Raw genomic sequence first — 21893 nt, forward strand, 5'->3', positions numbered from 1 at the left:
GGCAAGACAGGCTAGCGTAGAGGCCCATATCCCGCGAGGTCCCCGGATGAACCGTCTGCTTCTTGTCGCCCTGCTTCTGCCCGCGCCCGCTCTGGCCGATCCGACGATGGAATGCCCCGGCGGCAGCCAGATCGAGATCGGCGCCTGCCTGCGCGACACGCTCGACCGCGTCGATGGGGCCGTCGAGACAGCCTATAGCTATGCCCTGATCACCGCCGCCGACCTCGACAGCGAAACCGGGCGGGCCAATGCCGCGCCTGCGCTGGAAGCCGCGCAAACCGCATGGAACGCCTTTCGCGACGCGCAATGCACCTATGTGGGGGAAAGCTACGCCGGTGGGTCGGGCACCTCGGCGGGGATCGCGTCGTGCCGGATCACCATGGGCCGCGAACGGGTCGAGACGCTGCTCAACCTCATACGCTGACCTTTGGCCAGCCTTTGATCTTTGGATGGCCTTTAACCTTTGGCCAGCCTGTCGAGACCGGCTTTCAGCGTCTCGGGCGTCCCGGCCTCTTCCATGTGAACGCGCAGGCGCTGGTTGAAGCCGCCCGGCGTGTTCAGCGCCTCGAGCAGCGGGGCGCAGCCGCTCGTTTGCAGGCTGCTGCCCACCAGAAGGCGCAAGAAGGCCTCGCCCATCTCGGGATCGACACCGCGCCCGGCCATCCATTCCGCCGCATTCCCCACCATCGCCACAGCCGGCGACAGAACCGCCTGCGCGCTCAGATAGGTCTGCATCTGCGCGGCATCCGGCACGGTGAAGATCGTGTTCGCCCCGCCGAAGATACGCGCCACCAGATCGGTGTCGCCCATTGCCAGAACCGGCGAGCCGCCCTGCGCGATGCCCGGAAACGGCAGCATCAGCGCCGACGCGCCGGCGGGCGCGCAAAGCGCCGCCACCTCGGCCAGATCGACGCCCGCCATGAACGAGATCACCCGCTGCCCGGCGCGGAACCGCAAGGCACTCAGAATTTCGGGCGCGGCATCCGGCAACAGGCCCAGAAACACCACGTCGCTGGCATCGACCACGCCCTGATTGTCGGCCACGACCAGATCCGGGATTTCCGCCGCCAGCGCCGCCGAATGCCGCGCGCTGCGCTCCGAGACGGTGATCCGGTGGCCGTCCCGCGCCAGCCCGCGCACCACCGCCGAGGCGATGGTGCCGGTCCCGACGAAGCCCAGCCGCAGCCCGCTCATCAGCGCATCCTCGCCAGCAGCCGGTCTTTCAGCACGAACTGGTGGAACAGCGCGGCGGCGATATGCAGCCCGACCAGAATCAGGCCCAGCGTGAACAGCACTTCATGCACCTCGCCCACATCGGTGATCCCGCCGAACCACGCGGCCATCCCGCTCAGCGGCAGCGCCAGCAGCACCAGATAGATCAGCCCGTGCACGACCGACGACGCCACGGTCAGCATCGGCGGCTGACCCGCCACCGGCTTCGGCGCGCCCTTGGTAACGCGCAAGACGATGCGCAACAGCGTGAGCACCAGAACGGTGATGCCCACCACGACATGGACCTGTGCGCCGATCACCGGCTCGGTCACGCCGTCGCGGGTAAAGGCGCGCCACGCGCTTTTCATGCCTTCATGGCTGATGAAACTCACCAAAAGCAGGGCGAGCGTCGTCCAGTGCAGGATGACTTGGGTACGGGCATAGCGTTCGACCGGGGCTGACATCGGATTTCCTTTCTTACCAATCCCCGCTTAACGTTCGGGAACCCGCTTTCCGTCGCCCCAGACTTGCAGAAAGCCCGGCGCGCGGCAATGGTGTGGCATGATCAGCCCCGATGCCCCCGCCCCGACCGCCATTCATGCGCCTGTCATTCGCCCGGCTGCGCCGCAGGACGCCCCGGCACTGGCCGCGCTGCATGTCGCGGTGTGGCGCGACACCTATGGCGCACTGGCCCCGGCGGCGGCGCTTGAGCGGCTCGATCTTGATCACCGGCTGCGCGGCTGGCAGGCCCGGCTACAGGACCCCGCGCTAACGACTTGGGTCGCGCTCGATGCCAACGGCGCGCTGGCAGGCCTTGTGACCGGCGGCGCGGCGGGCGACGGCGTCAGCGGCGCGCGGCGCGACGACAGCGTCAGCGCCGAGATCGCGCATCTCTACGTCGCCCCCGAGGCACGCAAATCGGGGCTGGGCCGGGCGCTGATGCAGGCGGCGTTCGACGCGCTGGAACAGCAGGGGCATCGCGGCGTCGGGCTTGGCGTCGTGCGGCAGAATTATGAGGCGCGGCTGTTCTATGCCCGGCTCGCCGGGCGCGAAAGCGGCAGCTACACCGATCCCGGCCCGCTCTGGCAATCGCTGATGATGCTTATCACTTGGCCCTTGCCCGCGCGGCTACCCGATCCCTGAGCGACCGCTTTCCGGGACCGCAACCGGGCCGAGGGCGCATCGCTGCGGTTGCAACCGCGCTCTTGCCAAGGCAAGAAAGACATTCGCTCAGCCGGATTTGCCATGTCAGACCGCTCTCCTTCCCAGGCCCTGCTCGACACGTTTCACCGCGTCGTCGTCATCAACCTGCCCGAGCGGGCCGACCGACGGCGCGGCATTGCGCAGGAACTGGCCAAGCTGGACCTGTCTCTGGACCATCCGCAGGTCGAGTTGTTCGCAGCCCGCCGCCCCGACAGCGCTGCGGGCTTCCCCTCGATCGGTGCGCATGGCGCGTTTCTCAGCCATCTGGGCGTAATGGAGCGGATGCTGGCGCAGGGCTGGCCGCGCTGTCTGGTGCTCGAAGACGATATGGGGTTCGCCCCCGGTGCCCCGCCCCGTCTGCCCGCGCTGGCCGAGGCTCTGGCCGCGCGCGACTGGCAGATCTTCTACGGCCATCCCGGCGACATGCCCGAGCGCACACCTGCCCCGGATGCCGACGGGATCATCGCCTTTCCCGCCGATCTGGGCCTTATCCAACTGCATTTTCTGGGCCTGACCCGAGCCGCCGCCGAAACCGTCGCGCCCGAGCTGCGTCTCATGCTGACGCGGCCTGCCGGCAGCCCCAAAGGCGGCCCGATGCATGTCGATGGCGCGCTCAACGTGTTGCGCGCGCGCTATCCGGCGCTGACATCGCTGGGCATCGCCCCCGAAATCGCCGTGCAGCGCGCCTCGCGCTCGGATATTGCCGAGGCCCGCTGGTTCGACCGCCTGCCCGGACTACGCCGCGTGTCCAGCGCGCTGCGCGGCCTGCGCTGACCTCTGTCCTTGAGGATACCGTGATGACCCAAGAGACCGCGAAAGCTGCCCCCATGACCGCCGACGCCTTTGACACGCTCGTGCGCACCCGCCGTTCGGTGCGCGGCTACCTGCCCGACCCCGTCGCGCCCGAGGTGATCGCCGGCGCGATGGAAACCTCGCTCTGGGCGCCGTCGAACTGCAACGTGCAGCCTTGGTCGGTGCATCTGGTCTCGGGCGAGAAACTGCGCGCGCTGGGTCAGGCAATGATGGATCACGCCCAATCGGGCCGCCCGACGCCTGATGTCCCTATGGATACGGCCTATCGCGGCGTTTACCGCGACCGGCAGATCGGCTCGGCCAAGGCGCTCTACGGCGCGATGGGCATCGCCCGCGACGACCGCGCCGGGCGGGCGTCGGCCTTTCTGCGCAATCTCGATGCCTTCGGCGCGCCGCATGCCGCTTTCGTCTTCCTGCCCGAGAATTTCGGCATCCGCGAAGCCGCCGATCTGGGTGGCTTCGTGCAGACCTTCCTGCTGGCGCTGACCGCGCGGGGGCTGGGAAGCTGCGCACAGGGCGCGCTGTCGCTCTATCCCGATATCGTGCGCGATCAACTGGGCCTTGCCCCCGGCGCGCAGCTGATGGTCGGCATCGCTTTCGGGTATGAAGACCCCGACCACCCCGCCAATGCCGCGCGAACCGACCGCGAAGGGATCGAGGGCGTTCTGGTCCGCCACGGCTGACGCCACCCTACACGCCCCGCCCCATCACGCCCGTGTCATACCCGTCGGCCGCTCGCGCGTCGCTGAACGCTTGCGCTTGGGGGGAGCTTTGGGTCACATGGCGCCACGCATCTGACCGGAGCCCCGATGACCCAGCCGCAACGCCAACAGCCCTCGGCCCTGACGCGCCAGTTGCTCGAATTCGGGCCGCTGCTGATCTTTCTGGCTGTCTATCTCTACATGCGCGACACGACCGTCACATGGGGCGGCACCGAATACGGCAGCTTTGTCGTGGCCATCGTCGTCTTTGTGCCGCTGCAGGTCGTCTCGGCAATCGCCATGCGGATCCTGACCGGGCGCCTGAGCCGGATGCAGCTTGTCACGCTGATCATGGTCATCGTGCTGGGCCTTGCCACGGTGCTCTTCAATGACGAGCGCGTGTTCAAGATGAAGTCCACCTTCATCTTCGGACTGTTCGGGATTCTCTTGTTCATCGGCCTGTGGCGCGGGCAGTCCTGGCTGGCCTTCGTGCTGGATCAGGCGCTGCCCATCGATCACGAGGGCTGGATGATCCTCACCCGGCGCATGGCGTGGTTCTTCCTCGTCTTCGCGGCGATGAACGAAGTCGTCTGGCGTAACTTCTCGACCGATACCTATGTGTTGTGGGACACGTTCGGGCAGATGGCAGTGATGTTCTTGTTTTTGATCTCGAACTACAAACTGATCGAGAAACACTGGATCGGCGAGCGCTGAGCGCTCACGCCCGCCGCCGGAACGGCACCGACAGCCGCACGGCCGGCACCAGCCGCGGCAGGCGGCTCCAGCGCGGATCGGGCGTCTCGGACAGGGCCGCGCGCAATTGGGCCAGCGTCAGCCCCTCGCGATCATGCAGCAGGCGGCGGTACAGCCGGAACACGCCGGGCCGCAGATAGACCGAGAAATGGCAGATCCTGAGGGGCGGCGCGGCCAACGGCAGGCCCAGCGAGCGCAGCCCCGCCACCGTCGCGGCGTGGTCGATCTGGATGTCGAGCCAGTTGTCCGCCCCGCGCAGCCCGCGCCCCAGCGCTGCCTCACGACCGAAGGGCGACAGCGCACGCTCGAACAGGAAATCGAACAGGTCGTTCTCGCGCGAGGTGACATTAAAGAACTGCGACGTTTTTCCGGCCGGGGTGTCCAGAACCTGCCGCGCACGGCCGGTAAAATCGGCCCCCGCCAGCAGGATCGCGCGGCCCACTGCGCCCGCCTCGGCCTGCGCCACGGCGCCCAGGATCACCCGCGCGCCCAGCGAATGGCCGATCAGATCGACGGGGCGGCCCGGCGCGAAGCGGCGGATGAGCGCGATCAGCGCCGCCAACCGCTCCGAGGCCGCATCCGCCTTGGCCGTCGCCGCCCAGATCCGTCCGCCCGCATCCCAGCCGAAGGCGATGCACAGCCCCAAGGGCGCGCGCGGACCGGGCAAGGCGAAGCCCAGCCGTCGCGGCCACGAGATATTCCGGCTGTTCCCGTGCCCGCCGCGCGGCGCGAACAGCAGGTGATGGGGGTCGCGGTCGAATTGTCCGGGGCGGTAGCCCTTGCCATGCACCATGATCACCACCGGCGCCGTTTCCGGCAATCCCGCCAACGCCGCCGCGATCGCCGCATCCGGCGGCTCTGATCCGCCGGCAAGGGCCAGGGCGGTGGGGGTCGCGGTGATCGGGATCAGCGTCATGGGGGCCTCGGGCTGTGTGGCGAAAGGGTCAGGTCAATGGCAGGTCCATCTGTCGGTCAGTTGGCTTTCAGTCGGGTTCTCGCAGCGTGCGCCGGCAACAGCCGTCAAACTTTGATAGTCGTGGGTCGCGTCGGGGCGTCCTTTGGTTCAGCCTGCGCGCGAAGCATGGCCAAAACGTGAACACAAAAAGATAGTCGCATGACACGAACGTGCCATGCGACTGTTTTGTTTCGTCAAACCGGGTCCGGCGCGCACACTACTCGGTGAACGCGGCAGGCGCCTGTCAGGGGCGATGGGTCAGAGCACCAGTTCATAAGTCGTGAGCATCTCGCGAGCGCTCGGCGTACCCGAAGGCCTGCGGATACCGCGCGTGTCCAGCTCGGCCTGTGCCAGCGCGGCGTAATCGACCAGCGCGCGCGCCACGGACAGATCGTCATGGCCGATATAGTCGCGGAAGGTCGCGTAGATGCGCGCATAGGCCAGGCTCAGATCCAGATCCGACATCCCGCGCAACGCGGTTTCGACCTCGGTCCGGGCGGCCGAGGCCATCTGAACCTCGGCGCTGGCCATCGGCATCGCGATCTCGCTGCTGAGCGAGGCAAGAGTTTGCGCTTGCGCGTCGTCGAGCACACGCCCGAAGCCGAAAAGCGCGGCGGCGAAGACCGAGGCGCTCAGCGCGACGGTTTTGATGGCAACACCATGGTACGAGTCCTGCACATGGTCCTGAAAGGCAGATTTCATTGGTCTCATGTCCGGTCGGTCATTTTTCATGAGATCAGGTTGCTCAGGAATCAGGGCGATTCATGGGCGCGCCATGGACGTTTCAGGGACAATGTTGCGCCCTCTCTTTGCCGAATCCGGCGATTTGAGGCCGTCATGCTTGACCCGTGCCATGTTTCCGGCGTATTGGCCCGCCCGTGGGGGTTTGTGCCGGCTTGTGGCCCACGTTAAAGAATCCGCTAAAGAGGCGTGGCGTCAGCCTCGTGGCGACGTCGCCTCCTGCCGGTATTGACCGCGCCCCGAAAGACAGGGGCGCAAGGGGGCGAAAACGATGATCCCGAATGACAGATTGAAAAGCCGCACCATCGCGGTGCATGGCGGTGCCCGTCGCAGTCAGTACGGCGAGATGGCCGAGGCGATGTATCTCACGCAGGGCTTTGCCTATCCCGATGCCGAAAGCGCCGAGCAGCGTTTCGTCAAAGCGGGCGAGGACGAATTCATCTATGCCCGCTACGGCAACCCGACCACCGCCGTCTTCGAAGACCGCATCGCCGCGATCGAAGGGACCGAGGACGCTTTCGCCACCGCCTCGGGCATGGCCGCTGTTTCGGGCGCGCTGACCGCCCTTCTGAAGGCCGGGGACCGCGTCGTCGCCAGCCGCGCGTTGTTCGGCTCGTGTCTTTACGTTCTCGAAGACGTGTTGGGCCGGTTTGGCGTGACGGTCGATTTTGTCGACGGCACGGATGCCGCGCAATGGGTGGATGCGCTGTCGGCGCCCGCGCAGGTGGTGTTCCTTGAAAGCGTGTCGAACCCGACGCTCGAAGTGATCGACCTGCCGAATGTGTGCCGTCTGGCCCATCAGGCGGGCGCGCTGGTGGTGGTGGACAACGCCTTTGCCACGCCCATCTTCTCGCGCGCGGTCGAGCATGGCGCGGATCTGGTCGTCTATTCGGCGACCAAGCATATCGACGGTCAGGGCCGGTGCCTTGGCGGCGTGATCTGCGGCCCTCGTGAGCTGATCCGCGGTAAGATCGAGCCCTATCTCAAGCATACCGGCGGCGCGATGAGCCCGTTCAACGCCTGGGTGATGATGAACGGCCTGACGACGCTGGAGCTGCGCGTGCGCGCGCAGGCGCAAAGCGCGCAGACCATCGCCGAGACAATGGAAAAGCACGACGCGGTCGCCAAGGTGCTGTTTCCGGGCCTTCCCAGCCACCCTCAGCACGCGCTGACGCAGGCGACGATGGACGGGCCGGGCACGGTGCTGGCCTTCGATCTGAAAGGCGGGAAAGAGGCGGCTTTCGCCTTCATGAACGCGCTGAACGTGGTGCTGATTTCGAACAATCTGGGTGATGCGCGCACCATCGCCACGCATCCCGCCACGACCACCCATCAGCGCCTTCCCGACGAGCAGAAAAAGACGCTGGGCATCACGCCGGGGCTGATCCGGCTTTCGGTCGGGCTGGAAGCGGTCGAAGACCTGCTGGCCGATCTCGACGGCGCGCTTTCGGCAATCTGAGGCGCGGATCGGAACGAAAGGCGCACGATAAGGGCGGCGCGGTTGTGATCCGATGCGTCGCCCCGGTCGTATAAGCGTTGAAAAAAGGTTGTAACAACTTACGTTACGCCTGCGCGCCAACGGAGGGGCGAAGTCATGAATATCCACATGTCGCTCGATGAACGGGATCCCACTCAATCCGAAGCCGAGGCCGCGCTCGAGACGTTGCGCGCCTGGGCCAACCGCGCGAGCGACGAGGAAATCTCGGCGCTCGACCCGCGTTTGCGCCGGATGATCCCCGGACTGCCGGACCCGGCCTATCCCGATCTCAGCGCCAAGTATCCCGCCGATTTCGCCCCGGACGAGGCGTATAAGCGTTCGATGCCGGACCTGCAGAACGGCCCGGCCAGCCTGATCCGCGGCGCCCGCGCGCCGATCCAGCATGTCGGTATCTCGAATTTCCGCCTGCCGGTGCGCTTTCGCAATCGCGAGGGCGGCGACACGACGCTGCAGGCCTCGGTCACCGGGTCCGTCAGCCTCGAGGCCGACAAGAAGGGCATCAACATGTCGCGCATCATGCGCAGCTTTTACCAGCATGCCGAGAAACGTTTCTCGGTGCAGGTGATCGAAGCCGCGCTCGATGACTACAAGGCCGATCTCGAAAGCTTCGACGCCCGCATCCAGATGCGCTTTTCCTTCCCGATGAAGGTGGAAAGCCTGCGCTCGGGCCTGTCGGGCTGGCAATATTACGACATCGCGCTCGAGCTCGTCGATCAGGGCGGGGTGCGGCGGCAGTTCCTGCATCTCGATTTCGTTTATTCGTCGACCTGCCCCTGCTCGCTGGAACTCAGCGAACATGCCCGCTCCGGGCGCGGTCAGCTTGCCACGCCGCATTCGCAGCGCTCGGTCGCGCGGATCTCGGTCGAGGTGGTCGAGGGCGAAGTCCTGTGGTTCGAAGACCTGATCGACCTGTGCCGCAAGGCCGTGCCGACCGAAACGCAGGTCATGGTCAAGCGCGAGGACGAGCAGGCTTTTGCCGAACTCAATGCCGCCAACCCGATCTTCGTCGAAGACGCGGCGCGTCTGTTCTGCGAAGCGATGCGCAGCGACAGCCGGATCGGCGATTTCCGCGTGGTCGCCAGCCATCAGGAAAGCCTGCACAGCCACGATGCCGTCAGCGTTCTGACCCAGGGCCCGACCTTCCAGAGCGAAAGCCTCGATCCGAAGCTGTTCTCGACGCTGATCCATGTCGGTTGATTGATCGCTTGCGGCCCGGCCTTTTCGGCCCGGCCGCAAGCCGCTAGGCTCGCCTCCATGCAACCAGCATGAATGCGAGCCATGGACGATACCCCCCACGACCTTCTTACCGTCACGCTCAATCCCGCGCTGGATGTGTCGAGCACGACCGAACGCGTCATCCCCGGCCCGAAACTGCGGCTTGAGCCGCCGGTGAGCGAGCCGGGCGGCGGGGGCATCAATGTCGCCCGCGCGGCGGCGAAACTGGGCGGCAGACCCTGCGCCATTGCAGCGCTTGGCGGCCCTACCGGCGCGCGGATCGCGGCGCTGATGGCGGATAGCGGCGTCACGCTCTGCGCCTTCGATCCCAAGGGCGAGACGCGCACCAATCTTGCCGTCACCGAAACCGCCACCGGCCAACAATACCGCCTGCAAATGCCCGGCCCCGACTGGACGCCCGAAACCGAGGCCGCGATGATCGCGATGATCGACGCCGAGGCCGCCCGCATCGGCGACGCGGCGGTCATCGTCCTGAGTGGCAGCCAGCCGCCGGGCCTTTCCGACAGCTTCGCGCAGGATCTTGCCCAGACGCTGGGCGCGCGGGGAAGGTTGATCGTCGATACGTCGGGACCGGCGCTGCAACGCCTCGTGTCGTCCCCGAGAAAGAACGCCGCGCCGCGCGTCCTGCGCATGGATCAGGCCGAATCCGAAGGCATCGCCGGACACCCCCTGCCCGATTGCGCCGCGAGCCTCGATTTTGCGGGCGGGCTGGTGGCGCAGGGTGTGGCCGATTGCGTCGTCATCGCACGCGGGGCCGAAGGGTCGGTGCTGGCCACCACGGACACCCGGCTGCACTGCCAGCCGCCCGTCGTGCCCGTTGTCTCGAAGATTGGCGCGGGCGACAGCTTCACCGCCGCTTTCGCGCTGGCGCTGGCGCGCGGCCAAGGCTGGGACAAGGCGCTGGTGGCGGGAACCGCGGCGGCCGCAGCGGCGGTGATGACGCCCGGAACCGAGCTGTGCCGCGCCGAGGATGCCAGCAATATCACACCCGACTGCAGGCTGAGCGACAGCCGCTGACACGCGCTTGACACGCGCCCAAGGCGCCGCCATGGCTGTTCGCATGATCGACTTCCGCCCCGTCGCGAACATCATCGGCTGGCTGCTCGTGGCGCTCGGAGCCATCATGCTGGTCCCGTCGCTCGTCGACCTCGTCTACGGCTCGCAGGACTACCGCGTCTTCCTGATCTCGTCCTTCGTGACGATGGTCGCGGGCGGGCTGGTGGTGATCGCCACCTCAAACGCCCTTGGCCCGGCGCTGACGCTGCGGCAGAGCTTTCTGGTCACCACGCTGTCCTGGGTCGTGCTACCGGTCTTCGGGGCGATCCCGCTGGAAATGGCGCTGGACCATATCAGCTGGACCGACGCGATCTTCGAATCCATGTCGGGTATCACCACCACCGGCTCGACCGTGTTCGACAATCTTGAATCCATGCCGCCCGGCATCCTGCTGTGGCGCTCGATCCTGCAATGGCTGGGCGGGCTGGGTATCGTGCTGGTCGCGCTGATCTTCCTGCCGGTGATGAAGGTGGGCGGGATGCAGCACTTCCGCTCGGAAGGCTTCGACACGATGGGCAAGGTCCTGCCGCGCGCCGCCGATATCAGCTGGATGCTGTTGCAGATCTATGCCGGGCTGACGATCCTGTGCGCGGCGGCCTATCTGCTCTGCGGCATGTCGACCTTCGATGCGGTCAACCACGCGCTGACCACGCTGTCGACCGGGGGATTTTCGACCCGCGATACGTCCTTTGCGCTTTATGACAATGAAACGCATTGGGTCAGCATCGGCTTCATGTGGCTCGCGGGCCTGCCCTTCATCCGCTATCTGCAGCTTATCAACGGCTCGTACAAACCGTTCTTTGCCGATATCCAGATCCGCGCCTATTTCCGCTGGACGCTCTACGCGATCGGCGCGGTGCTGGCCTATCGGCTGCTGCACGAGAATGCCGAAACCGACGGCATCCTGCGCGAGACGGCCTTCAACGTGGTGTCGGTTTTCTCGGGCACCGGGTTCGGCAGCGCCGATGTGTCGGCCTGGGGCGATTTCCCGATCCTCGTGCTGATCGTGGTGGGCTTCATCGGCGCCTGCACCGCCTCGACCGGCTGCTCGCTTAAAGTCTTCCGGTTTCTCGTGCTGTTCGAAGCGATCCGCGCTCAGCTCAAGCAGCTGGTCTATCCCAACCGGGTCGTGCCGCTGCATCTGGACGGGCGGCGGCTCGAAAGCGGCGTGGTCGATTCGGTGGTGGTGATGTTCACCGCCTTCGTCGTGGGCTTCGGCGTGCTGACCGTGCTGCTGTCACTGTCGGGGCTGGAGATGCGCACCGCGCTGACAGCGGCTTGGACCTCGATCTGCAATGTGGGCCCGGCCTTCGGGCCCGGCGTCGGTCCGACCGGCGCGATGCATGACTTCCCGGCGCTGTCGAAATGGCTGATGATCCTGGCCATGCTGATGGGGCGGCTGGAAATGGTGGCGGTGCTGGTGCTGGTGCTGCCGCGCTTCTGGCGCGGGTGAGGCCCGGTGAGGATCTCGCAGGCGCGTGCCCAATGCCTGACCGGAGGGGGGCATTCTGCCCCCTCTTGGCTGCGCCAATTCACCCCCTGAGGATATTTCAGGATTAAAGATGGGGCGGTCTGCGGCGCCTTGACGGGCGGGCGCAAGGCATGGGTTTTCTTGCTCCCATAGATGGCGGGCGACGCAGAAAGCCGCCCCGGGGGACCGGGAGCGGCTTTGCGGATCGGCGATCCGGGTCGGTTCAGGCGGCGAAGAGGCCGCGCGCCTCGGCACCCGAGAGGACCGGGCGGGCAGCGGCATAGGCGGCGCGGCCTTCTTCGGTCGCCAGTTCAGGGAACAGCGCCAGAAGCTCGGCGCGGGCCTCGGCGTCGAGCGTGTCGATCACCACTTCGGAGGGCTGGAAGCTTTCACTCCAAGCGCCCTCGGCGCGGATGATCTGGTGGCTGTCGCACATCACATGGATATAGGTGACGGGCGCGTCGGTGACGCGGCTCACGCCCGGCAGGTCGAGCAGATCGCCCGCCGCGACCAGCACCTCGCGCTCGCCGAACATCAGCTCGGCGCGGGCGCCGGTGATCAGCATGCGGTGGCGCGGCGAGACGGTCATGTCACGCTCGGGCAGGCCTGCGCCCAGTGCGCCCGCTTCGATGCGAACCGGCACGATCGAAGGGCTGACGGCGAGCTCGGCCATGGTCAGCTCGCGCCGCCCGGTCCAGGTGAGCTCCTGATAGCCGTTGTCACGGGTCAGGACCTTGTCGCCGACCGAAAGATCCTCGACCGCGATCCGGCCGCGCAGCGTGTCGATCAGCGTGCCGGGGGTAAAGCAGATGCAGACTTTCTCGACCTTTTCGAAGCTTTCGAAATCCAGCCGCGAGCCGTCCTTGAACACGATATAGCCGGTCTTCGAGGTCGCACCGGGCACGTCGTCATAGGGGACTTCGGCGGTGATATACACCTCGGCTTCGTCATCGACGACCAGCGTGTCGAAGCTGTCGCCGCCATTGACATAGCCGGTGGTCGAGCTGTCGATCACCTCGACGAAATCGTCGCCGGTGCCGAGATAGGTCTTCTCGATCTCGGAGAAATCGAGCGTCGAGGCGCTACCATTGATCAGGCCCTGCTCATCGCCGGTGTAATACATCCGCACCGCGTCGCTGACCGATGTCAGGTCGAGCGTGTCCCCCGTCGCCGTCTCGCCGGTTTCGCCGCCGACGATGTGGTGGGCGCCGAAATCGTTGAACACGCGGAACACGTCGTCGCCCGAACCGCCATAGGCGGTATCGTTGCCGTTATCGGTGACCAGCGTGTCGTTGCCATAGCCAGGCTCGGGCGCATCGCCCGGATCGCGGCCGCCGAAATCGCCGGGATTGTTGTCGCCGATCAGCAGGTCGTCGCCGGCGCCGCCGGTGATCAGGTCGTCGCCCGCGCCACCGATAAGCTTGTCGTCGCCTTCGTTACCCTCAAGCGTGTCTTCGCCGTCATCGCCCCACAGCGTGTCGTCGCCCATGCCGCCCAGCAGGCTGTCTTCGCCGGCGCCGCCGAAGACCCAGTCATGACCCCAGCCGCCATTCAGCGTGTCATTGCCCAGACCGCCATAGACCGTGTCATTGCCGCCGCGAGCATTGACGACCGAACCGGCATCGGTGAATTCATCGCCTTCGGGGTCGGTATAGGGAACCGAGATCACCTCGCCGGCGTCGGTGCCTTCCACGATCCCGACCGCATTCGGGGCAATCGTCGCGGGTCCTTCGTTTCTCGGCGGCATAATCAAACTCTCCTAAAGTCCGCGTTCGGACATCGCTGGTCACTCGCCGGTCCCGAGGCCGGGCGGCATTCCTTTTCCGGCTTCGCCGGTGAGATGCCTTGGAGATCCACAAGGGGGTGCGGCGCCGCAATCGTTGACACAATTCACCCCGGACACATTGGCAGCATCCCGTCAGATCACCCCCATGACCTGACAGCCCTTTCGGGTCGATGCCGAATATAGCAGAGGCCCCTAGAAAACAAAAAGAAATCGCCATTTTGGCCGTGTTTTGGCGTCTCGCTGCACAGGCCAAACAAGGCCGACAGCCAAGAATAATCCTCGTTTTGGAAACAATCATCGCCATGTTTTCGCCATGTTTTCGCCCCTTGACGGCCAGTTTTACGCCATTCTTGCCTGAATTTGGCCTTGGCGCGGCCAAATTGGGGCGGGCATTGTCGCTCATCGAGAACCAGAAAACCCATCGGCAAGAAACTGCGCCGGCGCCCCTCACCTGTTTCCGCATCGGACCCGAGTCGGCGCTGATGCGGGGATTGTTCCGGGATTCGCGCCGCCACCTGATTCGTCGCACCCTTGCCGCGGGGCAAACGCAAAGAGCCGGGGCATGCCCCGGCTCAAATACCGCGCGCGCAGTGTCAGTCCGCGCTGTCGACCAGCAGGCTGATCACAGCGGTCGTCGGCTGATCCGTGCGGGCGGCGATCTCGGCCAGCGTGTCCTCGGCCCGGGCCGACGGATCGGCTGCCTGCAACCGGGCGATGAGGATTTCGGGCGGCACCTGCAGGATCTCCGCGATCTGGGCGACCTGCCCCTGCATCATCCGCTCGGAAAACGCGAATTGCGGCGGACCGCCACGACCCGGGCTCTGCCCCGGCACCGGGATGACGAAGAGCGCGGCCATCGCGACCGAGACCGCCATGGCGATCCAGAACGGCGCGCGCCTGAGATAGCAGGTGATCGGGCGCCAGTTCTTCCACAGGTGCAGGACGAAGGGCACGATCAGCACAAGGCTCAGCCATTCGTGCATCGCATGGAACCATGCCGCGCCGAGATGGAAGAACAGCGCAACGCCCGACACCAGAGACACAAGAAACAGCCCGGTGATGAAGGGCGTGGCGTAGCGATTGAGAAGGGATGGCATGACGAGCTCCTGCGTTGGGCGGCGCAATGCTGTTGCGTCAAGCCGTAGCACGCGGGCGCCCGCCGGTTCTGTCGCCTCTCGATGCGCGGCAGGAGGTCGCAGCAAAAGGGCCGCCCGAAGGCGGCCCCGTACGGATCGGCGGATCGCGGCGCGATCAGTTCTGCTTGCGGTAGCTTTCGCGCGCGGCCTGATGGATCGGCCAAGGATGGACCTCGGCGCCGACCTTCATCTGCACATGCTCTTCGACATGCGGCTTGTCCGAGCCGCCATTCGCCTCGCCCCACAGGATCGACACCTTGCTGCCCTGCTCGGACAGATCCGCGCGCACGATCGCCAGCGAAATCCACGCGCGTTCATTGGCCGAATAGACCGGATAGGTCGAAATGCCGACCATCTCGCCATCCTTCAGAACCTGATCATAGGGATGCGCGGCATAATGGCCCGAGGGCATTTCCATCAGCTTCGGGCCGGGGAAGTCGCCCATCAGACCGTCGAAGATCTTCAGCACGTCCGCGCGGTCCCAGACCAGCGTGACCTTCACGCGGTGCGGCTGATCCTGCATCTTTTCCAGCGCTTCGCGACCGATGAAATCGTGGTCGAACTTGATGACCCGCTGATAATCCAGATCCCACGGCGTGAGGTAGTAGTCCTCGACATTCTCGGGCTCGAACGAGCCGCCGACCGAGCTGATCGCCTCAAAACTGTCGGCGCCGAGCCAATCGCGATAAGGCTTCATCTTGTCGCCCGAATAGATGGCTGGCAGCGGCGAAGGGATCCAGCCCGATTCCTGCGAGGCGGTGGAATAGGCCCGTGCGCCTGCGCGCAGCATCCCGTATTTCGTGCCGACCTCCAGCAGGCGGTCATAGACCTTCTGGTGTTCCTCGTACGGCCCCCAGATTTCCAGCCCCTGCGCGCCGCCCATGCCGTGCGACAGCGTGCGCGCCTTGCAGCCGGCGATGGTGATCTCGCCCATATTGAAGAACTTGGTGGTCAGCGGACCGCCCTCGTTCACCTCGTTCAGGATATCCAGCGCCTTGGGCCCCTGCACCTCGTAACGGTACAGCTTGCGCGGCTTGTCGGGGTTCTCAAGGCTGCGGATGTCGAATTCGGTGGTGACGTTCAGCCCCGAGATTTCGGCCTGATAGGCCACCCAGTTGCAGACCGGCGGGCGCCCGATCAGCAGCGCTTCGTCCTCTTCCAGACCGAAGACGATGACGTCGCCGATGACGTAGCCATCGTAATTGCAACACACGAGCTGCTTGGCCTTGTTCTTGCCCCACGTCTTGAAGCTGTTGATGCCGACGCGTTCGAGCAGCGCCTTCACATCCGGGCCGCGCACATAGAGGTCGGTCATGTGATAGGACTGGTTCAGCAGTACGGCGCCGTGACGCCACGCGCGCACTTCCTCGATCCAGTTGGTATAGGCGGGCGGGACCGGGAATTGATAGGGGCCGGTCTGCGCGTTCTGCAGCATCTTGGCGGGGTTGCCGCCGGCTTCGGCGATACGGTCCGACAGGGATCTGGTGGTCATCGTATTGTCCTCCCAACGATTGCGACGACGATAGCCGCAATGGACGCGCCGCGCTTATGCGCAGATTGAATAAGCCGTTCCGATTTGCTTATATACGTGCCGATGGCCCTGCCCCTGACCGCCCGCGAAGCCCGAGTGATCCGCGCCCTGTCCGAGCACAGGCGCGTCGCCACGGCGGCCGAGGCGCTGGCGACCAGCCAATCCTCCGTCTCGCGCGCACTGAGCGAGGCCGAGGCGCGGCTGGGCGTCGCCCTGTTCCAGCGCGGCTGGACGGGAAGCGAACCCACGGCGCTGGGGGATGTGGTGGTCGATCATTGCCAGCGCATCCTGTCGGATCTGGAAACGGTCGCCGCCGATCTGTCCGACAGCGCGCCACGACTGCCCGCTTTGGTGCAATGGCGCCATCTGCAGGCGCTGGCGGCGGTGGTACGGAACGGCAGCGCACAGGCGGCGGCGCGCGAGCTGGGACTGACCCAACCGGCTATCAGTCAGGCGCTGCGCGATCTCGGCGGCTTCGTTACCCCGCCCTTGTTCCGCCGCCATGCCAGCGGGCTGGCCCCCTTGCCCGGCGCCTATGCGCTGGCCGCTTTGTGGGACCGGATCGAGACCGATCTGCGCGCCCTGCCCCGGCTTCTGGAACAGGCCTCGATGGGACTCAGCGGGCGGGTGGCCGTCGGGATGATGCCGTTTTCCGGGCAGGCCAAGGTGATGGCGGCTTTCGGCGATCTGACGCGCGCGCATCCCAACCTTCGGCTCATTGGCGTGCCGGGCAATTACACCGCTTTGTGTGAGGCGCTGAAGCGGCGCGAGATCGACGTGATCGTCGGGCTCTTGCGCAGCCCCGCGCCGTTTCCCGGCTTTGTCGAGGAACCGCTTTACGACGAGCGTTTCACCCTGGTGGCGCGGCGCGATCACCCGGTCCACGACACGCCCGTCACCATCGACACGCTGGCGCGGCAAAGCTGGGTGGTGGCGCCACACGGCACGCCGGTGCGGCGCTATTTCGAAACGGTCTTTCGAAGGCTGGGTGCGGTGCCCCCGGCGCAGAGCTATGAAATCTGGTCCTTCGCCGATGCCGAACAGATGATCGCCGACAGCGATTCGGTCGCGCTGCTCAGCTATTCGGACGAGACGCTGGCGGAGCTGCGCCCGGATCTGAAGCGCGTGGCCTTCGATCTGCCCGATGCCGGAATCAGCGTGGGCCTGACACGACTGGGCGAGGCCTCGCCCCCGCCTGCCGTCAGCGCCTTCGCCCAAGCGCTCGCCACGCGGCTGGCGCGGATCGCGTCACCAGAAGGATAGCTGCTCGCCCTCGTCATCCCTGTCAGACGCATCGCGGCTCAGTGTCGACAGGGTCACACCCAGCAACCGGATCCCCCTGGGCGTAGGAAAAAGCGGCTCGAGCATCGCATTGACGAGGGCCAGCATTTCGTCTTGCGACGCGAAGGGCACCTGCAGCGTGCGCGAGCGGGTGATCTGCTGGAAATCGTTGTATTTCACCTTCAGCACCACGGTGCGCGCCTTGAGATCCTTGTCGCAGGTATGCCCCCAGACACGCGCGCCGAGCGCGGCGATTTCCTCGCGCGCGCGGGCGATGTCGTGGATGTCTTCCATGAAGGTATCTTCGGACCCCACGGATTTCCGCTCACGATGCGCCTTGACCTCGCGCTCGTCGATGCCGCGCGAGATGCGGTAATACCAGCTGCCGGATTTGCCGAAATGCCGGGTCAGGAAGTCCAAGGGCTTGGCGCGCAGATCGGCGCCCGTCTCGATACCCAGCCGCGCCATCTTGCTTGCCGTGGCCGGCCCGACGCCGTGGAACTTCTTCACCGGCAGGGCGGCCACGAAATCGGCGCCCTGGCTGGGGCGGATGACGGCCTGCCCGTTGGGTTTGTTCAGGTCTGACGCAATCTTTGCCAGAAACTTGCAATAGCTGATCCCGGCCGAGGCATTGAGGCCCGTCACCTCTTTGATGCGGGCACGGATCACCTGCGCCAGTTCGGTGGCGGCGGCGATGCCCTGCTTGTTCTCGGTCACGTCGAGATAAGCTTCGTCCAAGGACAGCGGTTCGATCAGGTCGGTATGTTCGGCAAATATCTCGCGGATCTGGGCCGAGACCGCGCGATAGACATCGAAGCGGGCGCGCACGAAGATCAGCTCGGGGCACTGGCGCCGCGCCGTGACCGAGGGCATGGCCGAGCGCACACCGAATTGCCGCGCCTCGTAGCTGGCCGCCGCCACCACGCCGCGCGGACCGGCCCCACCCACGGCGACGGGCTTGCCGCGCAGATCGGGATTGTCGCGCTGTTCGACCGAGGCATAGAACGCGTCCATATCGACATGGATGATCTTGCGCTGCGGCATGGCGCCGCCCGCCTGCTGAAGATCCCTGAAGCTGTCCGCGCCGTCCATGGCCTGGCCCTCCGGTGCCCGCCTTTGCTGCCACTATACAGGCTGTGTCCGGCACAGGGAAGAACAAAGCAGGAATATGGGCAAGGGCCGCTAGGTCGCCCGCTCTTGCGGGGTGCCGATATCCTCGGGCGCGACGGCCACGCTTTTCAGGATCGCGTGGCAAGCGACACCCGGCGCCAGTTCCAGCGCCTGCGCCGAGCGGCGGGTGATCCGCGCCAGCATCCGCCCCGCCGCCGTATCGAGCGAGACGATCGCGCCGGGGCCGTCGCCGGGCCGGACCTCGTGCACCGTGGCGGGCAGGATGTTGAGCGCCGACAGCCCTTCGGGGCGCGCGCGCGACAGGATCACGTCATGCGCGGCGATCCGCAGGCGCAACCGGCTGCCCGGCGCCTGCGCCACGCGCGGCAGGAACAAAGGGACACCGCCCAGATCCAGCTCACTCAGCCCGTCCGCGTGATGGCGCAGAACCGTCGCCACCAGAAGCGCCCCCGCCGCCCGCGCGCCCATGGGCGTGACGGCGGGATCAGCCAACACCTCGGCCGCCGGTCCCTGCCGGATAACCCGGCCCTGATCGAGCACGACGATGGTCGTGGCCAGCCGCGCGACCTCGGCGGCGGAATGGCTGACATAAAGGATCGGCACCTCGCCACGCAGGCGCTCGAAATACGGCAGGATCTCGGATTTTCGGGCTTCGTCCAGCGCGGCGAGCGGCTCGTCGGCCAGGATCAGGCCGGGCCGGGCCAGCAGCGCACGCCCGATCGCCACGCGCTGTTTCTCGCCCCCCGACAGCGCAGCAGGGCGGCGCTCCAGCAGCGGCCCGATGCCCAGCATCTCGACGATCCGGTCGAACTCGGCTGCCTCGGCGCCGCGCGCGCGGCGCGGCGCGAACCAGCGGCCATAGGTCAGGTTCTGGCGCACGCTCAGATGCGGAAACAGCCGCCCCTCCTGAAACACATAGCCCAGCCTGCGCCGATGGGGCGGCAGGAACACGCCTTTCGCGCTGTCGAACACCGCCTGTCCGTCCAGCACGATCCGTCCCGCCTGCGGGCGCTGCAGCCCGGCGACCGCGTTGATCAGCGTGGTTTTCCCGCTGCCCGAGCGTCCGAACAGCACGGTGATGCCGGGCGGGGCCTCGAACGCGGCGTCAAGCGTGAAGGTGCCCTGCCGGTGGGTGATCGCGACCTGCAGGCTCATGCGCCGCTCACCCGTTGCTGAACCCGGCGCGCGAGCACTTCGGAGGCCAGCAGCGCGCCCATGGCGATCACGATGGAAACCAGAACCAGCCGCATGGCCGAGGCTTCGCCCCCCGGCACCTGAAGGAAAGTATAGATGGCCGAAGGCAGCGTCTGGGTCTGACCGGGGATATTCGACACGAAGGTGATCGTCGCGCCGAATTCGCCCATCGCCTTGGCGAAGGCCAGCACCGCCCCGGCCAGCACGCCCGGCAGAATGAGCGGCAGCGTCACGGTCATGAACACCCAGACGCGCGAGGCGCCCAGCGTGGCTGCGGCCTGTTCCAGCCGGGGATCGACCGCGTCAAAGGACAGCCGGATCGCGCGGACCATCAGCGGAAAGGCCATGATCCCGGCGGCCAGCGCCGCGCCGGTCCAGCGGAAGGCGAAGACGATGCCGAGAGGTTCGAGAAGCGCGCCCACAGGTCCGCGCGGGCCGAACCCCAGCAGCAGCAGATAGCCGGTCACCACCGGCGGCAGGATCAGCGGCAGGTGGATGATCCCATTGAGCAGCGCCTTGCCGGGAAAGTCACGCCGCGAGAGGACATGCGCGGCAAGGATCCCCAAGGGCAGCGACACCAGCGTCGCCCAGATCGCCACTTTCAGCGACAGGGCGACGGCTTGCCATTCCTCGGGTCCAAGCCAGTCCATTCACGCTCCGGGCAAGGTAAAGCCGTGGCGGGCGAAGATCGCCTGCGCGGGTGCGCTTGCCAGCCAGTCGAGGAACGCGCGCGCCGCCTCGGGCTGCGCGGCGTCGGCGTTAACGGCGGCGGGGTAGCGGATCGCAGGATAGCTGCCCTCAGGGAAGGTCATCACCACCGAAACGCGCGGCTCGGCGGCGGCATCGGTGCCGTAGACGATGCCCAGGGGCGCGGCCCCGGTGGCGACGAAGGCCAAAGCCGCGCGCACATTGTCGGCCTGCGCGACCTGTCCCTGCACCGCATCCCATTGGCCAAGGCTTTCAAGCGCGGCCTGTCCGTAAATGCCCGCTGGCACCGCGTTGAGCAATGCCATAGCCAGCCGCCCCTCGCCCAGAAGCGCGGGCAGGTCCAGCGCGTCGGGCGCGACCGGCTCGGCAGGGGCGGGCGCGATCAGCACCAGCGAATTTCCCAGCAGATCGATGCGGGACCCGGGCGCGATCAGACCCTCGGCGGCCAGCGCGTCCATCCAGTCGGTATTGGCCGAGATGAACAGATCGGCAGGCGCGCCCTGCTGGATCTGCCGCGCCAGCGCCGACGAGCCCGCGAAGGCCAGCGTGGGGCTTTCGCCAGTTTCATCCTGATAGGCCCCGGCCGCCTCGGTCAGCGCGTCGGCAAGGCTGGCGGCGGCGAAGACGGTGACATTCTGCGCCAGAGCGGGCGCGCCGACGATCAAGGCCGCGCAAAGGACGAAACGGGAGAGCATGGCGGACCTCACAAGCAATATGTTCGAAGAAACATATCGCAGCCGGACGAGGCCGACGCAAGCGTTATTTCCCATCGGGAATATCGCATAGAAGTGCGCGGATCGCCGCGATCTCGTCTTCGGCGGCAGCGGCCGCGATGGCAACGACCTTGCGGTAATGCGCCAGCACCGCCTCGCCGGTTTCGCTGAGCGACGCGCCACCGCCCGACGCGCCGCCCCGCACGCTGAGCACGAGCGGCGCGCGAAACGCGCTGTTCATCTCTTCGACAAGGCTCCATGCGCGCTTGTAGCTCATGCCCATCGCGCGCCCGGCAGCCGAGATCGAGCCGGTCGCAGCGATCTGTTGCAGAAGATCCGCCTTGCCCGGCCCGAGCATCACATCGGAGCCGAACAAGAGACGAAGACGCAGGCGAACGGGATCAGGGGGCGCGGTCATGCGCTACCTTGTCGCCATGCCGGGGCTGCGTGCAAGGGCCGCCACGCGCGCGATTCGTTCGCCAAGGGCCGCTTCTTTGACCGTCCAGCGGCGATGAGGGTGCATTCTGTTCAAATGCTGCGCAGATTTCTGCGCCGCCGCATGCGCTGAGTCCCGGCCTCCGGTTTTGAGCTATGCGGCGCGCGCGCGACCTGAAAACCTGAGAAAACAGAGACCATCGCGTCTTTGAGAAAACACCTCGTCCCGCTCTTCCGGGACATCTGAGCACAGCCGCGCGACTTGCCTGCCTCCTCCCGCAGGACTTGTCGGCGGCTGTTTTTCGTTTCTCAGTCTTTCTCGCGCATCCTGCATCCGCT

Annotated in this window: 22 protein-coding genes and 1 riboswitch; of the genes, 10 read left to right on the forward strand and 12 right to left on the reverse strand. The window is 66.3% G+C overall.

The window, feature by feature from the left end:
* Nucleotides 1-46: 46 nt before the first annotated feature.
* Nucleotides 47-424 carry a lysozyme inhibitor LprI family protein gene (locus tag JI664_RS14160; RefSeq protein ID WP_286174102.1) on the forward strand — a complete coding sequence of 126 codons (378 nt, stop codon included), beginning with the start codon at nt 47-49 and terminating at the stop codon, nt 422-424.
* A 32-nt stretch (nt 425-456) separates the two neighbouring features.
* Here JI664_RS14160 and JI664_RS14165 read toward each other — a convergent pair whose 3' ends face one another.
* Together JI664_RS14165 and JI664_RS14170 are read right to left on the reverse strand one after the other, a co-directional pair.
* Nucleotides 457-1194 carry an NAD(P)-binding domain-containing protein gene (locus tag JI664_RS14165; protein WP_349768731.1) on the reverse strand — a complete coding sequence of 246 codons (738 nt, stop codon included), beginning with the start codon at nt 1192-1194 and terminating at the stop codon, nt 457-459.
* Nucleotides 1194-1676, reverse strand: coding sequence for a cytochrome b (locus JI664_RS14170; protein ID WP_207014407.1), 483 nt, complete (start codon nt 1674-1676; stop codon nt 1194-1196). Before JI664_RS14170 ends, JI664_RS14165 begins: the two co-directional genes overlap by 1 nt.
* Nucleotides 1677-1773: 97 nt before the next feature.
* Between JI664_RS14170 and JI664_RS14175 the strand changes: the two genes are divergently transcribed.
* From JI664_RS14175 to JI664_RS14190, 4 genes are all read left to right on the forward strand, one after another.
* Nucleotides 1774-2355 carry a GNAT family N-acetyltransferase gene (locus JI664_RS14175; protein WP_207014408.1) on the forward strand — a complete coding sequence of 194 codons (582 nt, stop codon included), beginning with the start codon at nt 1774-1776 and terminating at the stop codon, nt 2353-2355.
* A 102-nt stretch (nt 2356-2457) separates the two neighbouring features.
* Complete coding sequence (locus tag JI664_RS14180) at nt 2458-3189, forward strand: glycosyltransferase family 25 protein (protein WP_207014409.1); 732 nt, start codon at nt 2458-2460, stop codon at nt 3187-3189.
* A 23-nt stretch (nt 3190-3212) separates the two neighbouring features.
* The gene (locus JI664_RS14185) at nt 3213-3911 is read left to right on the forward strand and encodes a nitroreductase (protein ID WP_207014410.1); all 699 of its coding nucleotides are present in this window, start codon (nt 3213-3215) and stop codon (nt 3909-3911) included.
* A gap of 126 nt (nt 3912-4037) precedes the next feature.
* Nucleotides 4038-4643 (forward strand): inner membrane-spanning protein YciB, encoded by a 606-nt coding sequence (locus JI664_RS14190; RefSeq protein ID WP_207014411.1) that lies wholly within the window; start codon nt 4038-4040, stop codon nt 4641-4643.
* A gap of 4 nt (nt 4644-4647) precedes the next feature.
* Here the strand turns inward: JI664_RS14190 and JI664_RS14195 are convergent, their stop codons facing one another.
* Together JI664_RS14195 and JI664_RS14200 are read right to left on the reverse strand one after the other, a co-directional pair.
* Entirely contained in the window at nt 4648-5598 is a 951-nt protein-coding gene (locus JI664_RS14195; RefSeq protein WP_207014412.1) for a DUF726 domain-containing protein, read from the reverse strand.
* Nucleotides 5599-5895: 297 nt separating this feature from the next.
* Nucleotides 5896-6339, reverse strand: a complete 444-nt coding sequence (locus JI664_RS14200; protein ID WP_207014413.1) for a hypothetical protein — start codon at nt 6337-6339, stop codon at nt 5896-5898.
* A gap of 166 nt (nt 6340-6505) precedes the next feature.
* A riboswitch (SAM riboswitch) is annotated at nt 6506-6582 on the forward strand.
* A 67-nt stretch (nt 6583-6649) separates the two neighbouring features.
* On the opposite strand from JI664_RS14200, the gene metZ reads away from it, so the two are divergent.
* The 4 genes from metZ to JI664_RS14220 all read left to right on the forward strand — a co-directional run bounded on the left by metZ (nt 6650) and on the right by JI664_RS14220 (nt 11621).
* Nucleotides 6650-7837 (forward strand): O-succinylhomoserine sulfhydrylase, encoded by a 1188-nt coding sequence (metZ, locus tag JI664_RS14205; protein WP_207014414.1) that lies wholly within the window; start codon nt 6650-6652, stop codon nt 7835-7837.
* 135 nt (nt 7838-7972) lie between these two features.
* Nucleotides 7973-9073, forward strand: coding sequence for a GTP cyclohydrolase FolE2 (gene folE2, locus JI664_RS14210; protein WP_207014415.1), 1101 nt, complete (start codon nt 7973-7975; stop codon nt 9071-9073).
* An 81-nt stretch (nt 9074-9154) separates the two neighbouring features.
* A complete protein-coding gene (locus JI664_RS14215) occupies nt 9155-10129 on the forward strand; it encodes a 1-phosphofructokinase family hexose kinase (RefSeq protein ID WP_207014416.1) in 975 nt (324 codons plus the stop codon).
* 43 nt (nt 10130-10172) lie between these two features.
* On the forward strand, nt 10173-11621 hold the full coding sequence (locus JI664_RS14220; protein ID WP_207014542.1) for a TrkH family potassium uptake protein: 1449 nt from the start codon (nt 10173-10175) through the stop codon (nt 11619-11621).
* A 241-nt stretch (nt 11622-11862) separates the two neighbouring features.
* Here the strand turns inward: JI664_RS14220 and JI664_RS14225 are convergent, their stop codons facing one another.
* The 3 genes from JI664_RS14225 to JI664_RS14235 form a co-directional block, all read right to left on the reverse strand.
* A complete protein-coding gene (locus JI664_RS14225) occupies nt 11863-13386 on the reverse strand; it encodes a Hint domain-containing protein (protein ID WP_207014417.1) in 1524 nt (507 codons plus the stop codon).
* 632 nt (nt 13387-14018) lie between these two features.
* Nucleotides 14019-14522: a DUF4405 domain-containing protein gene (locus JI664_RS14230; RefSeq protein WP_207014418.1), complete on the reverse strand. Its 504-nt coding sequence runs from the start codon at nt 14520-14522 to the stop codon at nt 14019-14021.
* Between the two features lie 154 nt (nt 14523-14676).
* A complete protein-coding gene (locus JI664_RS14235; RefSeq protein ID WP_286174103.1) occupies nt 14677-16053 on the reverse strand; it encodes an aminomethyl transferase family protein in 1377 nt (458 codons plus the stop codon).
* Nucleotides 16054-16155: 102 nt separating this feature from the next.
* Here JI664_RS14235 and JI664_RS14240 point away from each other — a divergent pair, with 102 nt between their 5' ends.
* Nucleotides 16156-17355, forward strand: a complete 1200-nt coding sequence (locus tag JI664_RS14240; RefSeq protein WP_207014419.1) for a LysR family transcriptional regulator — start codon at nt 16156-16158, stop codon at nt 17353-17355.
* On the opposite strand, the gene dinB is transcribed toward JI664_RS14240, so the two are convergent.
* The 5 genes from dinB to JI664_RS14265 all read right to left on the reverse strand — a co-directional run bounded on the left by dinB (nt 17341) and on the right by JI664_RS14265 (nt 21537).
* Nucleotides 17341-18465 (reverse strand): DNA polymerase IV, encoded by a 1125-nt coding sequence (gene dinB, locus JI664_RS14245; protein ID WP_286174104.1) that lies wholly within the window; start codon nt 18463-18465, stop codon nt 17341-17343. The two genes, JI664_RS14240 and dinB, sit on opposite strands and share 15 nt — an antisense overlap.
* Before the next feature lie 90 nt (nt 18466-18555).
* Nucleotides 18556-19659, reverse strand: coding sequence for a molybdenum ABC transporter ATP-binding protein (gene modC, locus JI664_RS14250; RefSeq protein ID WP_207014420.1), 1104 nt, complete (start codon nt 19657-19659; stop codon nt 18556-18558).
* Nucleotides 19656-20348, reverse strand: a complete 693-nt coding sequence (gene modB, locus JI664_RS14255) for a molybdate ABC transporter permease subunit (protein WP_207014421.1) — start codon at nt 20346-20348, stop codon at nt 19656-19658. The genes modC and modB overlap by 4 nt, the downstream gene beginning before the upstream one ends.
* Nucleotides 20349-21101, reverse strand: coding sequence for a molybdate ABC transporter substrate-binding protein (gene modA, locus JI664_RS14260; RefSeq protein WP_207014422.1), 753 nt, complete (start codon nt 21099-21101; stop codon nt 20349-20351).
* A 64-nt stretch (nt 21102-21165) separates the two neighbouring features.
* Nucleotides 21166-21537 carry a winged helix-turn-helix domain-containing protein gene (locus JI664_RS14265; protein WP_207014423.1) on the reverse strand — a complete coding sequence of 124 codons (372 nt, stop codon included), beginning with the start codon at nt 21535-21537 and terminating at the stop codon, nt 21166-21168.
* Nucleotides 21538-21893 lie beyond the last annotated feature (356 nt).

This window comes from Rhodobacter sp. NTK016B, assembly GCF_017303295.1.
Classification (GTDB): Bacteria; Pseudomonadota; Alphaproteobacteria; order Rhodobacterales; family Rhodobacteraceae; genus Pararhodobacter.

Excerpts from the sequence above, each read along its gene's own strand:
- JI664_RS14180 (WP_207014409.1), top strand. The coding sequence starts at position 2,458 with ATGTCAGACCGCTCTCCTTCCCAGGCCCTGCTCGACACGTTTCACCGC.
- folE2 (WP_207014415.1), top strand. The coding sequence starts at position 7,973 with ATGAATATCCACATGTCGCTCGATGAACGGGATCCCACTCAATCCGAA.
- JI664_RS14220 (WP_207014542.1), top strand. The coding sequence starts at position 10,173 with ATGATCGACTTCCGCCCCGTCGCGAACATCATCGGCTGGCTGCTCGTG.
- JI664_RS14225 (WP_207014417.1), bottom strand. The coding sequence starts at position 13,386 with ATGCCGCCGAGAAACGAAGGACCCGCGACGATTGCCCCGAATGCGGTC.
- JI664_RS14195 (WP_207014412.1), bottom strand. The coding sequence starts at position 5,598 with ATGACGCTGATCCCGATCACCGCGACCCCCACCGCCCTGGCCCTTGCC.
- JI664_RS14165 (WP_349768731.1), bottom strand. The coding sequence starts at position 1,194 with ATGAGCGGGCTGCGGCTGGGCTTCGTCGGGACCGGCACCATCGCCTCG.
- JI664_RS14160 (WP_286174102.1), top strand. The coding sequence starts at position 47 with ATGAACCGTCTGCTTCTTGTCGCCCTGCTTCTGCCCGCGCCCGCTCTG.
- JI664_RS14175 (WP_207014408.1), top strand. The coding sequence starts at position 1,774 with ATGATCAGCCCCGATGCCCCCGCCCCGACCGCCATTCATGCGCCTGTC.
- modA (WP_207014422.1), bottom strand. The coding sequence starts at position 21,101 with ATGCTCTCCCGTTTCGTCCTTTGCGCGGCCTTGATCGTCGGCGCGCCC.
- JI664_RS14230 (WP_207014418.1), bottom strand. The coding sequence starts at position 14,522 with ATGCCATCCCTTCTCAATCGCTACGCCACGCCCTTCATCACCGGGCTG.
- dinB (WP_286174104.1), bottom strand. The coding sequence starts at position 18,465 with ATGGACGGCGCGGACAGCTTCAGGGATCTTCAGCAGGCGGGCGGCGCC.
- JI664_RS14185 (WP_207014410.1), top strand. The coding sequence starts at position 3,213 with ATGACCCAAGAGACCGCGAAAGCTGCCCCCATGACCGCCGACGCCTTT.
- modB (WP_207014421.1), bottom strand. The coding sequence starts at position 20,348 with ATGGACTGGCTTGGACCCGAGGAATGGCAAGCCGTCGCCCTGTCGCTG.
- modC (WP_207014420.1), bottom strand. The coding sequence starts at position 19,659 with ATGAGCCTGCAGGTCGCGATCACCCACCGGCAGGGCACCTTCACGCTT.
- JI664_RS14190 (WP_207014411.1), top strand. The coding sequence starts at position 4,038 with ATGACCCAGCCGCAACGCCAACAGCCCTCGGCCCTGACGCGCCAGTTG.
- JI664_RS14240 (WP_207014419.1), top strand. The coding sequence starts at position 16,156 with ATGGCCCTGCCCCTGACCGCCCGCGAAGCCCGAGTGATCCGCGCCCTG.
- JI664_RS14215 (WP_207014416.1), top strand. The coding sequence starts at position 9,155 with ATGGACGATACCCCCCACGACCTTCTTACCGTCACGCTCAATCCCGCG.
- JI664_RS14200 (WP_207014413.1), bottom strand. The coding sequence starts at position 6,339 with ATGAAATCTGCCTTTCAGGACCATGTGCAGGACTCGTACCATGGTGTT.
- metZ (WP_207014414.1), top strand. The coding sequence starts at position 6,650 with ATGATCCCGAATGACAGATTGAAAAGCCGCACCATCGCGGTGCATGGC.
- JI664_RS14265 (WP_207014423.1), bottom strand. The coding sequence starts at position 21,537 with ATGACCGCGCCCCCTGATCCCGTTCGCCTGCGTCTTCGTCTCTTGTTC.
- JI664_RS14170 (WP_207014407.1), bottom strand. The coding sequence starts at position 1,676 with ATGTCAGCCCCGGTCGAACGCTATGCCCGTACCCAAGTCATCCTGCAC.
- JI664_RS14235 (WP_286174103.1), bottom strand. The coding sequence starts at position 16,053 with ATGACCACCAGATCCCTGTCGGACCGTATCGCCGAAGCCGGCGGCAAC.